Source organism: Flavobacterium sp. (genome assembly GCF_036405015.1).
Lineage (GTDB): Bacteria > Bacteroidota > Bacteroidia > Flavobacteriales > Flavobacteriaceae > Flavobacterium.
This window is the reverse complement of the sequence record NZ_DASWYK010000227.1, coordinates 1-17,716: the sequence shown is the minus strand read 5'-3', so window position 1 is coordinate 17,716 and position 17,716 is coordinate 1. Positions and strand designations below refer to the sequence as shown.

At 34.1% G+C, this 17,716-nt stretch carries 12 protein-coding genes; all 12 read right to left on the bottom strand.

Annotation, left to right across the window (positions count from 1 at the left end; genetic code table 11):
- Positions 1 to 1,770: pitrilysin family protein (locus VGE71_RS19655; RefSeq protein ID WP_331139820.1), on the bottom strand; the 1,770-nt coding region annotated here is incomplete at its 3' end.
- A 319-nt stretch (positions 1,771 to 2,089) separates the two neighbouring features.
- Positions 2,090 to 4,024: a protein-disulfide reductase DsbD family protein gene (locus VGE71_RS19650; protein WP_331139819.1), complete on the bottom strand. Its 1,935-nt coding sequence runs from the start codon at positions 4,022 to 4,024 to the stop codon at positions 2,090 to 2,092.
- Between the two features lie 14 nt (positions 4,025 to 4,038).
- Positions 4,039 to 4,485: a protein-disulfide reductase DsbD domain-containing protein gene (locus tag VGE71_RS19645; RefSeq protein WP_331139818.1), complete on the bottom strand. Its 447-nt coding sequence runs from the start codon at positions 4,483 to 4,485 to the stop codon at positions 4,039 to 4,041.
- A 29-nt stretch (positions 4,486 to 4,514) separates the two neighbouring features.
- A complete protein-coding gene (locus VGE71_RS19640; protein ID WP_331139817.1) occupies positions 4,515 to 6,017 on the bottom strand; it encodes a hypothetical protein in 1,503 nt (500 codons plus the stop codon).
- Between the two features lie 17 nt (positions 6,018 to 6,034).
- Complete coding sequence (locus VGE71_RS19635) at positions 6,035 to 6,547, bottom strand: protein-disulfide reductase DsbD domain-containing protein (RefSeq protein ID WP_331139816.1); 513 nt, start codon at positions 6,545 to 6,547, stop codon at positions 6,035 to 6,037.
- Between the two features lie 28 nt (positions 6,548 to 6,575).
- A complete protein-coding gene (locus VGE71_RS19630; RefSeq protein ID WP_331139815.1) occupies positions 6,576 to 7,790 on the bottom strand; it encodes a TlpA disulfide reductase family protein in 1,215 nt (404 codons plus the stop codon).
- A 39-nt stretch (positions 7,791 to 7,829) separates the two neighbouring features.
- Complete coding sequence (locus tag VGE71_RS19625; protein ID WP_331139814.1) at positions 7,830 to 9,044, bottom strand: TlpA disulfide reductase family protein; 1,215 nt, start codon at positions 9,042 to 9,044, stop codon at positions 7,830 to 7,832.
- A gap of 27 nt (positions 9,045 to 9,071) precedes the next feature.
- Positions 9,072 to 10,280, bottom strand: coding sequence for a thioredoxin domain-containing protein (locus VGE71_RS19620; RefSeq protein WP_331139813.1), 1,209 nt, complete (start codon positions 10,278 to 10,280; stop codon positions 9,072 to 9,074).
- Between the two features lie 188 nt (positions 10,281 to 10,468).
- On the bottom strand, positions 10,469 to 11,965 hold the full coding sequence (locus tag VGE71_RS19615) for a RagB/SusD family nutrient uptake outer membrane protein (protein ID WP_331139812.1): 1,497 nt from the start codon (positions 11,963 to 11,965) through the stop codon (positions 10,469 to 10,471).
- Between the two features lie 31 nt (positions 11,966 to 11,996).
- Positions 11,997 to 15,470, bottom strand: a complete 3,474-nt coding sequence (locus VGE71_RS19610; protein ID WP_331139811.1) for a TonB-dependent receptor — start codon at positions 15,468 to 15,470, stop codon at positions 11,997 to 11,999.
- Positions 15,471 to 15,594: 124 nt separating this feature from the next.
- A complete protein-coding gene (locus VGE71_RS19605) occupies positions 15,595 to 16,749 on the bottom strand; it encodes a FecR family protein (RefSeq protein WP_331139810.1) in 1,155 nt (384 codons plus the stop codon).
- Between the two features lie 145 nt (positions 16,750 to 16,894).
- Positions 16,895 to 17,443, bottom strand: a complete 549-nt coding sequence (locus VGE71_RS19600) for an RNA polymerase sigma-70 factor (RefSeq protein ID WP_331139809.1) — start codon at positions 17,441 to 17,443, stop codon at positions 16,895 to 16,897.
- Positions 17,444 to 17,716 lie beyond the last annotated feature (273 nt).

The following is a 17,716-nucleotide window of genomic DNA, read 5'->3' as shown; positions in this document are numbered from 1 at the left end:
TTTGAAGGCTGAGGCGTTTACATTTAATGTTACGCCTAATTTCTGCAGTTTTTCTGAGAATTTGAATTTGTCGTTAAGCGTTGTTCCTTTTGACAGCATTGAAGCTGTTAAAGCCGGAATCATATCATTTTTGCTTTCGCTAGCATAATTTCCAAGTGAAATACTCGCTGCAACAGTCACAAAATCTTTTGCTGAAGTTTTTACAGAAACCACATCAATTCCAGAAACTTTTTCTCTTTTAAAAACAGAAGCTGATTTCTCAATTAAAGTTTCAGCTACTGTAGTTTCTTCACTTGTATTTTTCATTAAAAACGGAGCGGATAAAGCTTCCTCATGAGAATGTCCTTCTTCTGGATGTCTGTAATAAAATGGCTCATTTACTGGCATATAATTACTAGCTCCAACAGTATCACTATTTTGTGTTCCAGACTGTTTCGGAATAAAATAACCAGTTGTACTTTGGTCTTCCACCAAATATTGATTGGCTACACGCAAAACATCTGCTGGAGTTACTTTTTTCAATCGATCAACTCCTGTAATGTAGTCTGTCCAATCTCCTGAAGCGATTGCCTCATTTAATTCTGAAGCCACATCTCCTGATCCGTCTCTTGCTAAAATTGTTTGCGCATTGATATTGGCTACAACACGATTAACCTCATCCTGAGTTACGCCTTCCTTTTGAATTTTAGCTATAACTTCATTGATTTTAGCATCGATGTCTTCATGTTTTGAAGTCGTTGGAAAACCTACACCAATCGTGAAAAGTCCCACTTCTTTGAAGTTCGTTGCACTGGCATAGGAATAAATTCCCAAACGGGTATCAACGAAAGTTTTGTTCAAAATTGCTGATGGGCCATTTCCAATAATTTGAGCCAGAATGTTTAAAGCTGGAAGATCTTCGTGCAAAGCACCTGGAATTTTATAGGCTTTGTTTACAACGCCCAATTCTCCTGGTTTTCTCACCACAATTTTGCGTGCTCCATATTGTTGAGGCTCTTCTGTATAAGGCTGTGGCATTACATGCGGCGCTTTTGTGATTTTTCCGAAATATTTCTCAATCAGTTCAAAAACATTTTCTTTTCTGAAATCTCCGATGATGGTCAAAGTCGCATTATCGGGCCAGTAATAGGTATTATAAAAATTCTTTAAAACCTCAATCGGTGCTTTTTCAATATCCGATTTCCAACCAATTGTAGAGTGATGATACGGATGCGCAATATAAGCCGCCGCCCAGATTTCCTTGTCAAGCAAACTGTTCGGGTTGTTTTCTCCACGTTCAAATTCGTTGCGAACCACAGTCATTTCGGCTTCTTTGTCTTCTTTTGTCAATAACGAATTTCGCATTCTGTCGGCTTCGATTTGAAGTGCCAGTTCGATTTTATCACTTGGAAGTGTTTGAAAATAGTTCGTACGGTCGTACCAGGTTGTAGCATTTAATTGTGCTCCAGTATTTTGCAGCACATCGGTAATCGTGATAGTGTTCTTATTGAAAGTTGGGGTTCCTTTAAACATCAAATGTTCCAAAAGGTGTGTCGATCCGGTGTTTCCCAGCACTTCATGTTTAGAACCTACACGATATACAATCTGTACTGTTGCAACCGGAGAAGCATTGTCCTGCAAAAGCAGTACGCTCATCCCATTTGGCTGGTACAAATATTCTTCAATTCCAACTAACTCTTTTATTTTCTTAAAGTTAACCGATTTTCCCTGCGCTGACATAAGGGCACAGAAAGCTAATGAGCAATAGCCCAGAAAGATGTATTTTTTCATCTTAATATATTTTATAATTGTCTAGTTTGTTTTCTTAAAATATGATTTTACAATCAATGAAGATTCTTTTGATATCATTAACGCCAATTCTCTATTGTCGAATTTTTTAAAATAAAGCTGTTCACACCAGTACTTCTTAAATAGTTTTAATGCTTTCATATTGTTTCAGAAATTTAATAGGTCTTTTATCAGTAAGCTTTTCAGGATATTCAAAATCAGAGTTAAAAGAGCTGCTTTTGACAGCCCTTTTTATTAGGTTTTTCGGTTAAATTACTTTTGCTTACTAATTCAAAATAAAAATTGAAACACAGAAAAACCTTTATAGCGATTTAAAATTATTGATTCCTTTCTCCAGCCAGTCATTATAAAATTCAATATCCGGATTGTAAGCTGTTGGTGCATTAAGTTCTTTACCTTCATGATCAATCAGAACATAATAAGGTTGTGCATTGGTTTTATATTTCAGAATTTGAAATTCACTCCATTTCTGCCCTATATATTTCAACTTTTCCCCTGTTATTTTGGAGATAATTTGTTCTTCTTCAGAAAGAGGTCGTTTGTCATCTACATAAAGAGAAATGACTACAACATCTTTATTCAAATGATTTAAAACTCTTGCATCTGGCCAGACTCTTTCTTCCATTTTTCTACAGTTTACGCAAGCAAAACCTGTAAAATCTAGCATTACGGGTTTATTTTCTTTTTTAGCATAAGCCATTCCAGCATCATAATCCCGAAAAGTTACGATACCATTCGGACCTTCTTCTGCATCTTTTGGAAGAGCTGCAATAGTTTTTACTTCTGAGGTTGCTGCTCCAAGTCCGTATGGAGATTCGCTATATTGTTTTGGAGGTGGAAAACCACTAATCCATTGTAATGGAGCTCCCCATAAACCCGGAATCAAATAAATAATGAAAGCCAATACAAAAATCCCTAGACTTAATCTTCCAACTGAAATATGAGGTAGTGGAGAATCATGCGCTAATGTTATTTTTCCAAAAAGATACAAGGCCAGAGCTACAAAAATGGCAATCCAAATCGCCAGAAAAGTTTCTCGTTCCAAAAGATGAAGCTGTAAAACAAGATCGGCATTGCTTAGAAATTTAAACGCTAATGCTAGCTCCAAAAATCCTAAAACCACTTTAACAGAATTCAACCAGCCGCCCGATTTAGGAAGCGAATTCAACCAACCTGGGAAAGCTGCAAAAATGGCAAAAGGCAATGCAATGGCCAATGAAAAACCAAACATTCCAACAATAGGTGCCAATCCGCCCTGACTTGCTGCCTGAACTAATAAAGTTCCGACAATTGGTCCTGTACACGAAAAAGAAACTACAGCAAGAGCAAGCGCCATAAATAGAATTCCGATAATCCCGCTTGCCTGCGATTTTTCATCTACTTTAGTAAGCCATGAACTTGGAAGTACAATTTCAAAAGCGCCCAAAAAGGACATCGCAAAAAAGATTAACAGTAAGAAAAAGATCAGATTGAAAGTAACATTCGTTGCCAAAGCATTCAAAGAATCTGCTCCAAAAATGGTTGTAACCAAAGTTCCCAAAGCCACATAAATCACAATAATTGAAATTCCGTAAAACAATGCATTTCTTATTCCGCTGGCTTTATTTTTACTCTGTTTGGTAAAAAAACTAACCGTCATCGGAATCATCGGAAAAACACAAGGCGTCAACAAAGCAGCAAAACCAGATAAAAAAGAAATAATAAATATTCCCAAAATTCCCTTTTGATCTTTATCCTTACTTCCTTCCACACTTGAAACCTCAGCCATTTTTTTCTGAAATTTTACTGCTTTGTTCAAATCAAAACTAAGTTCAACACTTTGAAGTTCTGAGACAGCAGAATGATTTCCCGACACAAATTCAACCAAAGCATTTATAGTATTTACCTTTCCTGAAACCGCAATTTTTTGTGTAAAAACCGCTTTATTTTCAAAAACTTTTACTTTGGATTTTAAAACTGGATCTTCAATTGTTTTTCCATCCTCTTCGGTTGTGTTTCCTAAAAGTGTAAAACCACCTTCGCTGTCGTCAAACATAAAAGTTGTTGCTGTTGTACCTTTTCCAGAAACATTTTGCGAATACAAATGTGTACCTGAAGAAATTGTTGCTTCAGCAGATAAAATGAATTCTTTATCTGAGACTTTTTCTACAATAGTTTTCCATACTACAGCATCTGCTTTTTGCCCGTAACTGATTGTTACAAGTAAAAAAGCTATTACATAAAATACTTTTTTCATAAAATGGGGTTCTTTTATTTCATTTTAAAAAGTAATTCAACTTGCTTAGGCGGAAGACATTTTGTATCGTCACAAGCCATAAATTCTACATTTGCATTAATTTGTTTCGGTGCTTTGTCCTTAATTTTAATACGTTGTTTAAAAATGGTTTTGTTTTCAAAATATTTAATCTTCATTCCGTAAATCGGATCATTAACCACATGACCTTCTTCTTCTTTTGTATTTCCTTTTTTTAGATATTCTCCTTTTCCATCAAAAGAAAATTTGGTTGGCAACGGACCATCTTCTGGAACACTCTGCGAATACAAATGCCAGCCTTTTTCGATTGCCGCTTTGGCGATAAGCTCGTATTCTGATTCTGATATTTTTACTACACTTGTCGTCCATTTTACTGGATTGTATACTTGGGCATTTACTGATCCTGCGATTAAAATCAGTAGCATTAGAACTATTTTTTTCATTTTTTGATATTTTATTTTTTATGACACCACTACTTTGTTGTATCAATTAACCACTTATAACCACCTGCTTCTGTAAAGAATAATTTAGAAGAATTGTTGCCAAACCATTGCTCCCACTCCTGCGGATTTTTCTCCAAACCTGTGTAACGTTGTAAAACTCTATTGGCTAAATCTTTGTCTTTACCGTTTTTTAGAAGCGTAATACACTGTTGTAAAAGTTGTTTATCGTTATTTCCAATTCCCATCTTTTTAATATCCTCATCAATTTTTAAAGAATAAAAATCGTCTGGTGTTGCGTACATGTACTTTTTATTTTCAGTCAGGAATTTTTTTAATTTCTCAACATTTTTCACATATTCTGGTTTAAAGAAATCTCCTGATTGTTGTTTGACATATTCTCCCCAATTTGGTATAGGCATTGGTTCAGATTGCACTTGTAAAATTGCAGCTTCCATCTCGCTCAATTTCTCACCTTTATCTTTCTTTTCTTTTAATTCTTTTACTGTTTTTGCACTTTGAACATTCACTTCAGCAATGTATTTTTTATAATTCTCATAAGATTCCGTGCTCAAACCATAAATCATTCCATCAACATCAGTTGCTCTAATCGCTATCTGTTGTCTGTATTTTCTAGCGATTGGTTTTTGTCCTTTAAATTTCTTGATGTAAACCACAGTATTAGCAAAAACTTGTCTGGCTTCGTCTGTCATATAATCTGGTGAAGCTGAAAATCCCCATAGTAAAAAATTACCATGACGTCCTATAGCAACAGCTCCAACATCTTTACTGTTTACACCGCTTGAAATATATTCGGTGTCAGGAGAATCTAAAAATCCGTCGCCTCTTGATACTAATCCAACGCGATAACCTTTTCCTTCTAGATATCCTTCTTTTTGCACGCGCCACATTGGAATTTCTTTTGGCACATCTTTTCCTGAAGCGTAATGAAAAATTCCATCTGGAGTTGGTTTCGTTACCATTGTCAATTTTACTGGAAAAGGTCCTTTAAAAATAGGATGTTCTGCTTTTAAATGATGCGCATCGGCATCTAGGCACAAACACAGCCAATCTAGTTTTAAACCAATAGTCTCGCCCATTTGAGGGGCAGTTTGACCTATAAAAACGGTAGGAAAATCAAAATCTTCTTTTAAATATTTTGAAGGTTTATAATTAGGATGACGTTCACCTTTTTCCCACGGTTTAACAGTCTGATCAAATATCGTAACATCATAAGAAGCCGACATATCCATTGTGTAGCTTCTGGCATCAACTGCTTTCACGCTTGAAAAATATTCTTTTAAATAACTTTCAAAAGCGTTGTAACGTGTTTTGAAATCTTCTTTAAAACGCTCTGGAGAATAACCTCCATTATTGATTGCTGAATTAATAAAGTCATCACTCAACGGAATTGCGGGATCGTATCCCACGTATAAAACCGATATGTTTTCTTTTTGATGCTGTTGTGCGAAAACTGAAACATTTGCACAAAACAGCATTATTGCTAATACTATTCTAACTCTTATTTGTTTCATTTGATGCTATTTAAAATTTATAATTTCAATTCTTTGCTTTTAGTATTGGGAGGTAAACATTGCTTGATATCACAGGTTTGATAAAAAAGTCCTGCCTTAATTTTAGCATTGGCTTCTAAATCCTTAACCGAAAAATACCTTATGAAAGTAAGTTCACCTTTATAAATAAAAATATTGTCTTCATAAGGATATGGTTTAGGTTTAAGCCAATCTTCTAAAGCTGTTACTCCTTTTGGAAGTTCTAATACCATTTGATACTGAATATAAGGCTGTGTAGGCGGAACATACGCGTAAATACGCCATCCTTCAAACACCTTAGCTTTTACAATTACAGCCAATTGTGTTTTACTTTTGTTCCAAATTAGTTGAGCATCTACTGAAACTGGGTCTGAAACAACCGGATCTTTTATCTTAAAAACACCAGCCGTTTTTTCTACTTTTTTAATGAATGCCTGATCTGGTTTTTGCCCATAGGAATTCACCGCAAAAACTAAAAAAACGACTAATGCTAGTTTTTTAATAATTGCCATTTTAATGATTATTAAGAATCAGATGCTATTATTTCGAAGCGAAAATTGCGGCAAGATCTTTATCCATTCTTTCATCGTCTGCTTCACCTTGATCGTATCTCGCAACGATAATTCCGTTTGGATCTACTAAGATTTTGGTTGGCAATACATGAATATTGTAGCCTTCGCTCACGTCTTGATCAATATTGATTCTTTCGTAAGTTCCTTCTTTGTACTGCAAACCTCTAAGAATGTGTCTCCAAACTCCGATTCCATCTTTTTCAACCGCTTTTTTCCATTTATCTTCTGCTCTGTCATCATCAGAAACACCTAAGATTTCAAGTCCTTTTGGTTTGTATTGCGCATACAGTTTCAATAAATGAGGATTTCCTTTTCTACAAGGCACACACCACGAAGCCCAAAAATCGATTAAAACATATTTCCCTTTAAAATCTTCTAATTTGATTGGATTTCCGTTAATATCTTTTTTATTAAAAGGTCCAGCTGGAGCGCCTGGAACACCTTTTTTAATGTTTTCAATTTCAGTTACCAAGTCTTTAGCCAAATCTCCTTTTTTATATATTGGATTAAAACTGTCGTAATATGCTTTGGCTTCATCATATTTCAGATTTCTTGAATTCATTCTTAGTAAAAAAAGACTGTAATACGAGTTCGGATTCTCTTTCATGAAGTTGTAAGATGCCTTTTCCATTTCTGCATACATTGGCTCTAATTTTCCTCTTGCATCATTGTCTTCGTATTTAATGGCTTCTAGAACTTCTTCACTTTTTTTCGCTGCTCTTGCATCATCATATTTTTTTCTGATGGCATCAAACTGATCTAATTCCTTTTTGTATTTCGATTTGATTTTTGCTGTTATAGCATTAAATTTCGCAACATCATCCTGAGTTTTAGAACCTGTTAGTTTCGACGCTGGAAAATCTGCATAATTGAGCTGCAGAGTCATTGGAACTGCTTCTGCAAAAAGTGAAACATACATTTTGTCGTTCATCTTGCTGAAATCAGAGATTTTTGCAATGCCTAAATTTTCAACAGGATCTTTAAATTCTCCACTAATCTGAAATTTCCCTTTCGTAACTTTAACTGAATCTACTTTATTACCACTAAAAACGTACAGTTTTCCATCACTTAATCCTGTTACAGTTCCGTCAATTTTATATTTCCCCTGCGCTTCACAATCCATTGTAAAACCTTGAAACAAAAGACCTAAAACTGCTATTTTAATTACGTTTAACTTTTTCATTGATTTACTTTTTAATTATAATCCAATTGTTTTTTCTTCTTATTTAGCTTTAAAAATGGCTGCTAAATCTTCATCCATTTTTTTATCATCTGCTTCTCCACCATCATATCTGGCAACGATAATTCCGTTTGGATCTACTAAAATTTTAGTTGGTAATGAATGAATATTGTAACCTTCGCTGATATCCTGATCTTCATTTATTTTTTCGTAAGTACCTTCTTTGTATTGCAAACCTCTAAGAACATGTTTCCAAACTCCAATTCCGTCTTTTTCAACCGCTTTTTTCCATTTGTCTTCTGCTTTATCATCATCAGAAACACCTAAGATTTCTAAACCTTTTGGTTTGTATTCAGCATACAATTTCAGCAAATGCGGATTTCCTTTTCTACAAGGCACACACCATGAAGCCCAAAAGTCGATTAAAACATATTTCCCTTTAAAATCTTCTAGTTTTAACGGATTTCCATTAATATCTTTTGTGTTGAAAGGCCCAGCTGGTGCACCTGCAATACCTTTTTTCATCTTTTCGATTTCAGCCGCTAGATATTGAGCACTTTTGGTATTTTTATAAAGCGGATTAAAACTATCGTAATAACCTTTAGCTTCGTCGTAAGTCATTCCGTTTAAATAATACAACAACATTGTCATACTGAAATAAGACTTCGGATTATCTTTGAAGAATTTCAATGTTGCTTCACCGATTTCTTTGTAAGCAGGTTCTAAAAATTCTTTAGCATCATTGATTTCGTATTTAATAGCTTCTGTCGTTTTTTCGTCTTTTTTGGCCGTAACAGCAGCTTCGTACTTTTTGCTAAGCATCTCCACTTTATCAAATTCTTTCTTGTATTTTTTGTTAATTTGATCTGTAATCGCGGTGTATCTGTAACTATCATCCTGAGTTTTTGATCCTTTTAAAACAGCTTTTCTAAAATCAGTATAATCTAGTTTTAAAGTTTGAGCTCCCGGCTCAACATAAAATGACGTAAACGTTTTTTCTGCTCTATAATTAACTTCAGCATCCTTTGTTAAACTAAGATTAAATACAGGCTCGTCCATTTCACTTTCAATTTGAAACTTACCATTTTTAACTTCTACTGGTACAACAGCGTTGTTTTTGTAGGTGTAGATTTTTCCATTGACCAAACCTGTAACTGTTCCATCAATATGAAATTTTTGCTGTGCCGATGCCGTAAAATTGAAAGCTGACAAGAGCAGACTCAAAACCGTTATTTTTATTATACCTAAATATTTCATGGTTATATTTTTTAAGTTTTTATAGTTTTATAAACTTTCTATTTTGGTTTTCAAAGCCAATACACGCTCATTTGGTTCATCTCCTTTAGCAGAAGCTTTTTTGATGTATGTATCAATGTTTTCCAATCCTTTAGCTTTATTACGTGTTTTAAGATAAAGACTTGCTAAGCAATAATTTACCGCAAGTGATTCTGGATCTACATCTTTGATATTTTCAATCATTGCAATTGCTTTATCATCTAGTCCAGCTTTTTCAAAATCAGGATTAACTGCAATGCTGTAAGCTGTGTTGATGTAACTACCTAAAGCTTCTTTCTGATTTTTTGCGAATGCTTGATCTGCTTCTTTTTTATTAAAATCAAACCATTTATCGTATTGTTTTTGCGCTAAATAATATTGACTGTAATAGTAAGTTTTATACTGACTTTGCTGCGGAGAAACAAAATCTTTTTCGGTTTCTGCAATTGCTTTGTCCAATTCTGGAAGTGTTTTTTTAGTCGCAATTCCAACCAAATAGTTAGAAACTGCTGCACCAATAACGTAATCGTAGCTTTCTTTCCCAATGTACGATTTATCGATAAAAGCTTTTTTATTTTTAATTAAATAATTGTAGACTTTGCTTTTGTATTCCACTCCAGCGTGTGCAATTACAGTGAAACCATTTTCGGTTAAATATTGGTCTGGTTTCATTGTCGGAATTACCTCTTTACCTACTTTTTCGATAAGATCTGGTTTATAAGCGGTATATAAAGATTTTACATACTGCGCTAAAAAAGCAAGATCTCTATTTCCTGATTCGTATTGTTTGTTTAGATAATCTAATTGTTTCGTAGGATCGAAAGCGATTTTTGCCTGCTCAATAAAATCTTCTGCTTTTTCTGCACCTGTAGCTCTGTGTACCACTTTGCCATCAGCATCCATAAAAAGCAGTGTTGGATAAGCGCTTACCTCATACGTTTTGGTTAATTCGATACCTTCTCCTTTTTCCATATCCATCTTGATGCTTACAAAATTGGCATTCATATAATCTCCAACATTTTGCTGCGGAAATATCTCTTTTGCCATCATTTTACAAGGTCCACACCAAGTGGTAAAACAATCCATAAAAACCAGTTTTTTTTCTGCTTTGGCTTTTGCCAATACTTCTTTGAATGTGCTGTGCTCAAAAGAAATTCCTTGTGCACTTAGTTTTGGAATCACCAATAATAGCACTAAAACAGTTGCGATTTTTTTCATTTTTTGCTTGATTAAGATTTATAGTTATTATTTTTTTTCTTTAAAAAGGATTTTGATAAAAGACATAAGTGTGGCCGTACACTTATGTTGAATAAGTGAATTCTTCTATTTAAAAATTCAAAATGAAATATAAGGTTAGAGAAGTTTTATAGAGGAAAATTGAACTCCTCTAACCTATATTTTAAAGATTAATACGATGGATTTTGTTTAATAACACGATTCCCCGCATCTATAGATTCTGTCGGAATTGGCAGAATAAATTTATCTGAGTTTGTAGCCGATGCTTTTACATCTGATACTTTAAATCCAGAACCAAATCCGTCGGCATAATCGTATCTGATCAAATCATACCACGTTTCTCCACCTTCAGCATACAATTCGGCTAATTTTTCATAACGAACTGCTGTTAAAAACTGAGAAAGTGAAATTGTATTTGGATAGGTTTCAAAACCATTACCACCTGTTGTTACCGCTCCTGCTCTAGTTCTAATGGTATTAATAGCCTGAAGTGCTTCTGGAGTTACAGCATTATTGGCTCTCGCACTTGCTTCTGCCAAAATCAAATATACTTCTGCTATACGCATATGGTAAAATAATTCGTTGGTTCCTGTAATAAAATTAGAGGTATATTTTGTGGTATAATATCCGCCATATGATACATTCGTTATAAAGATTGACGTTCTACCTGCATCATAAGTAATATTTTGCGCTCCGACAGTCATGCTTCCTGCAATGGCATCTTTATAAACTTGCGAAATATTGGCTGAAAATCCGCCATAAAAATTACCAATTCCGATTCCTTCATTAGATACTCCTGCGGTACCAAACAAAATTTCTGAACTGGTAAAAATAGCAGCAGAATCATGATCGTCAAAAATAGCTCCGTAAGTAGGTTCCAATTTAAAGTTTGAACCTCCATTAGCAATAACATCCTGACACAAAGTAACCGCATTAGCGTAATCTCCTTTGTATAATAATACTCTAGCTTTTAGACCTTTTGCAAAGGTTTTATTGGTGTATTTTTTACTTCTTAAATCAGGAGCATTTGCTATTCCTTCATCCAAATCAGCAATGATTGCGGTATACGTTTCAGCAACGGTATTTCTTGGACTGATTTCTGCGTTTTTAACCGGTTTCGTTCTTACCAAAATACCGTATTCTGAGTTCACGTCATAAAATTGTCCAAAAGTACGAAGCAAGTAAAAATGTCCTAACGCTCTTAGAATTTTAGCCTCCGCCAAAATCTCTGCTTTTCTGCCTGGAGTAGTAAAAACTTTATCGTCTAATGCACTTACTTTTTCAATAAGCCAGTTGGTACGGTTTATTAAATCGTATAGTCCTCCGTAGATATATTGCGTATCACGAGCTCCAGTTGCAAGCGGATTATTAGTTGCCCATCCAACCGGTTCAGGTCCTGTAGAATATTGACCATTATTACTATAGCCACTCATAATATCTGCCATTAAGTAAAATATCGGAAATGCACCTCCGGAACTTTTTTGTCTAAAAGCGGCGTACGCACCTGTAAGCGCCAACTCTGCAGATGATTCGCTATTAATTGCAGTATCAGCCTCTAATGCGTATGGCGGTTTGTAATCCTCTAAATCTTCTGTTAACTGGCAGGAAGCTGTAGTAAACAATGCAGCACTTACTAAACCTATGTATATATATTTTAAATTTTTCATTTCTGTCTTTTTTACAATTATTTACTATTAACTAGAAAGTAACATTTAGAGAAAATGTAAAAGTTCTGACGTTTGGATAAGATCTTCCATCATCTCTCACAAAACCAGTTGATCGGTTAGCAAATGAGCTCGAAATAACATCTTCTGGATCAAGTCCAGGATAATCTGTAATCGTGATTAAGTTATTACCGCTTAATGCCAATCTTACTTTGCTAAGCCCTGTATTTTTAAACAAACTTGAAGGCAAATTATAACCAATAGCAGCAGAACGTAATTTAATATAAGAAGCATCTACAACTGCTCTTGATGTAGCAATATAACCATGTGTCGCTGAGCCATAAGCTGCATAAGGTGCGTTTGTGTTTTCTGGAGTCCAAGTATCAAAAACTTCTCTTGTTGGATTAGTAAGAGCATCAGTATAATACAGATTTGAAATTTTTTCGTATTGTCTTTGCGCTCCTTGTGAGAAGTTCCAGTTCATACTAAAATCCCAGTTTTTATAGGTTACACTATTGTTCCATCCTCCAAAATAATCTGGATTGATGTCTCCAATCGGACCTCTATCATCTGTTGTAATTTTTCCGTCTCCGTTGATATCTTTAAAAATATAATCTCCAGGTTTTGTCAAGGTACTTTGGTAAACACCTCCTGCAGCAGTATTAAGCGCATCGATTTCGGCTTGTGTTTGTGCAATCTTAATTACATCATAACCTGTAATAACTCCAAGTGGTTGTCCTTGAATAACAGTTTGAGATCCTGCACTTCCAGAATATAAATTATCAACATTATTTTTTACTGTCGAAATATTGAATGAAGAATTCCATCTGAAGTTTTTGTTTCTAATAATATCAACACCAATCAAAAATTCCCAACCTTTGTTTGAAACATCTGCCACATTGGTATTCCAGCTGATAGATCCTGTTTCGTAAGGAAGCGGTGTAAATAGGATAATTCCTGAAGTATTTTTTTCAAAATAAACTAACTCTCCTGTTACTCTGTTATTAAACAAACTATAGTCGATCCCTAAATCTAACTGTTGTGTTTCTTCCCATTTAATTTTAGAATTTGGAACACCTGTTACAGCAATACCATTTTTTCCATCGTAAAATGAATCTCCATTTTCTAATGATTGATAATAAGCTAAATAAGTAAATGAAGGCAAGTTATCTGAACCTGTTCTACCAATAGAAGCTCTCAATTTTAATTGATTAATAACCGAACTTTCTTTTAAGAAATCTTCATTATGTATATTCCAAGCTAAAGCTCCTGAAGGGAAAAATCCGTAACGATTATCAGGTCCAAACTTCGTTGATCCGTCTCTTCTAGCTGTAAATGTTGCCAGATATTTCGATTTGTAACTGTAATTAACTCTTCCAAATATAGAGTTAAGACCTTGTTCTACAGCTTCACTTTCAACACTATCCGTAAAATTTGCAGAACCTAAATTGATCAAAGTATCATCATCAGGAAATCCTCTATAATGTTGTGCTTGTGCATCGTATCTTGTATGGTTCCAAGAAACTCCGGCAACGGCATCAATTCTATGATTTTCAGCTATTGTTTTGTTGTAGCTTAAGGTATTTTCAAAAGCAGTTGTCCATCCTTCATTTCTCTGCACATCTAATCTTGCTCCTGGTCTGTCATAATACATTCCGTAAAATAAGGCATTTGTGCTTTTTGAAGTACTAAATTGGTTTGATTCATCTGAATTTACCGAAGCATTTAATTGAGATTTAAATTTTAAACCTTTAATAATCTCTACTTCAGCATAAATAGAACCAAGCAAATTTTTAGAGATTGCTTTTTTTCTCAGTTGCATTCCGTCTCCTAAAGCTGTATATTGTTCTCCATAATTTCCAACAAAAGTAGAATAAGAACCATCTTCATTAAATGCTGGAAGATCTGGTCTAAAACTTCCAAGAGCAAGAGAACTAAATCCCTTATTTTTATTTACCGAATAATTGTAATTAACCGATCCCCCAACTTTAAAAGAGTTCGTAACGTTTGCATCTAAATTGGTACTGAATGTATAACGCTTAAAGTCATTTTCGATCATTACACCTTCCTGATCCGAGATTCCGGCAGACATCATGTAATTTACTCTTTCGCTTCCACCATTTACGTTAAAACTATATTGTGTCCATAAAGCATTTTTGTTGGTAATTAAATCCTGCCAATTCGTATTGGCTTTTCCAAAATAAGTATTTGGACTGTTTACTATAGCATATTCCGTTGGAAAATAGGACCAAAAAGCTTCTGGATACCCATTTAAAGTTTGTTGTGCCGTTTTTTTAGAGAAAGCGATATACTCATCTGCAGATAAATAATCGTATGTTTTCACTGGATTTTGAAAAGTACTTGCGGCATTAAAAGAGAATTTTGGCGCCTGTCCTCTTTTTCCTCTTTTAGTCGTAACAATGATCACCCCGCTTGCCGCTCTCGAACCGTAAATCGCTGCTGCAGAAGCATCTTTCAAAACGTCGATACGTTCAACATCATCTGGATTAATAGCCAAAAGAGGATTTTCTCTTGAACCATAATTAATTAAACCTAAACTTTCAGAATTTGGCGTAACCGAAATTGGAGTTCCGTCAATCACATATAAAGGCTGGTTATCCCCTCTAATCTGTGTTAAACCTCGAATGTTTACAGAAGAACCTGCTCCTGGCGCTCCACCTCTGCTGGATACATTAACACCCGGAATTTTTCCAATTAAAGCATTATCAATAGTTTGTGTTTTAATTTGCTGAATATCTTCTGAAGTAATAGAACCTACCGAACCTGTAAGGTCTTTCTTTTTGGTTGTTCCATAACCAACCACCATTACTTCTTCTAGAGCACTTACTTCTTCTTTTAATACAATCGAATAATTGGTTTTATTTTTTGTTATCTGTTCGGTATACAATTGGAATCCCATACCGCTTGCTACTACATAATAACCCACTTCGGCTGTAATACTAAAAGTTCCGTCAAAATCTGTTGTAGTTCCTCGCAACACAAAGTTTTTTCCCATGTCTTCACCAGTTGGTTTATAGCTGGTAACATAGACTGTAATCCCTGGAACTGGCTGTCCGCTCGGATCAGTAACTCTTCCTTTTATTTCTACAACTTCGCCCGGTTGAGCTATCTTTTTTGGAGCAACTTCCTTGATAATTATGGTATTATTGGATGCTACTTCATATTTAAAATTTCCTCTCGAAAGGCTTTTTTCCAAAAGGCTATTAACAGTTATTGTTCCTTTTTCAAGATCTATTTTTGGAAGATCATCAAACATATTCGAACGATAAACAAATCTGTACTTTGTTTGTTTTTTAATGAGTTCAAAAATCTGATCTACAGTTGCTTTTTGGTCATTCTTAATTACAATTTTAACATTTTGTGATAAAAGTTCTAATGGAGTAAAGCTGAAAAGCGCCAGAGAAAGAAAAAGAATAATGGTTCGCATAATTAAAGTTGAAATGCTTTTTCTTGTGCAGAAAACAGCTTTAATAATTTTAATTTTCATAATTTTGGTTTTGGTTTATCAGTTAATCTTGAATTAATTATAAGTCCTATCACGGGAAAAGCTGGTTTGTTCTTCGACCCACGAACCACTTTTCCCTTCTTTTATCAACTTACAATTTTCTTTCTTACTTAAAAATTACAGTCTTTTGGTTTATTTCATACGCTATTTTGTTAGTGTTACTAATGATATTTAAAATTTCCTCTATCTTCTGGTTTTTATCCAATATTCCGTTAAAAGTGCTGTTTTCTATGGCTTTGTTTTTAAATTCAGTTTTGATGTCATACCATCTTTCCAGAACTTTCATAATATCTTTTAAAGGCATTTCCTGAAAACTAAAAATTCCTTCTTTCCACGATACTTCATTAAATACATCTACTGCAGTCACACGAATATTGTGATTTTCTAACACAGACTGATTTCCTGGTTTTAGAACAGTAGTATTAAAAGAACCTGATAAGTTGACTTTACCTTCAACAAGTGTCGTATAAATAGTTTCTGAGTCCTGATAAGCTTTGATATTAAATTCGGTTCCTAAAACTTCTACATTCTGATTTTGTGTTATAACATTAAAATGTGATCCTTTGTGAGCAGTACTTGGTGAAACATCAAAATAAGCTTCTCCATAAACCAATTCAACTTGACGTGGCTGTCCATCTGTAAAACTGACAGGAAATTTCAGTTTTGACTCCGAGTTTAGCCAAACTTTTGTTCCATCTGCCAGATTTATAAAAAACTGTCCTCCTCTTGGAATCGTCAAATAATTGTAAGCAATAGTGTTTTTTGCAGATTCATTATTTTTATAAACAATCTCGGTTCCGTTACTGTGCACTCCTGTAGAATTGTATACAGATCCCTTACCTAAAGCAACTTGTTCTCCGTTTGCCAGAACCAAAATTGCTTTGTCTGTTCCCGGAGCAATTACCGATTTTGTCGCAACAACTTTCTCGGACTGTTTTTCTCTTAAATGATTTTTAGAAAAATAAATAGTAAATCCTAATACCAGCACAGCAGCTGCAGCACCATATCTCCAGATGTGTAATTTCTTTACTGGAACTTCAATTCTATCCTGAATAGCAGCCCAAGCTTCTTTCTTATTAATTTGCTGCAATAATGCAGCACGTTTTTTTAGCAGTTTTTCGTCGGTAAGATGCTCTAGTATATATTCCTTATCCGAATCGGTAAAAAGATCAGAATCGGTAAGAGCCTCTGGTTTCTCTCGTTTTAAAATAGAGGAAGCTGTACGGCTGGAAAGGTCAAGTATTTTACTGAAAATAGACATCTTATAATGTGTTATATATTACTAAGACGACAAAAAGAAAAAGGAGGGTGAAAAAAGATTAAAAAAAAATTATATTTTTTTTAAGCTATTGTAAAATACTATGAATTTTTAACATCGCTACGTAAAATTAAATGCTTAAAAAGCATTAATTTCTGATCTCGAATACAAATGCAATAATGAAGAAACAATCTTTCAATAGCGGTTTTAAGCGCTTGTAGGCAATCTTTTTTTGCGTTTTAATGGTATTTAAAGAAACGCCTAATTCTTCTGAAATTTCTGTATTACTTAATCCTTTAATACTCAATTTTATAATTTGAGCACATTTTGCAGGTAAGGTATTCACTGCTTTTTCTATCAGCATAGAAGTTTCAGAAATCATTACTTCTCTTAAAAAAAACGGATCTGTTTCGATTTGAGCAAAATCTGTTTCGCCAATAGACAAAGTGGTTTTGTAATGCTTACTTTTTAGATAATCAAGAGATCGGTTTTTTACAGCAGTATACAGATAAGATTTGATTGCAGTATCATTTTGAAATTCGATTCTATCTTCCCACACTTTAATAAAGACTTCCTGAACAATATCTTTTGATACTTCTATATTCTCAATATATTTGTTGGAAAATAAGCACAACGAAGGATAGAGCGTATTGAAAACGCTTTTATATTCCTTTAATGTTAAAATCTGAACGCCCATACTTTCCTTTTTGAAGACTTAAAATTAAGTTCTAATTCTTCTTTTTAATTTCTAATTATTAAGAAATTGCATTTCTAAGAATAATTTAATTCATCTTTTTTTAATGCTAATATAAATAAATTGTTAATTGACCCGCAAAGTGCATGCAATTCGAAAAATGCTCTTGCTCCTTTCCTTTCATTAAAAATTTACTATAAATAGCTATCCAATCTCATCAAATACTGTGTTTTTTACGATTTTGATATTTAATTTCAACAAAAATTAGCTGATTTT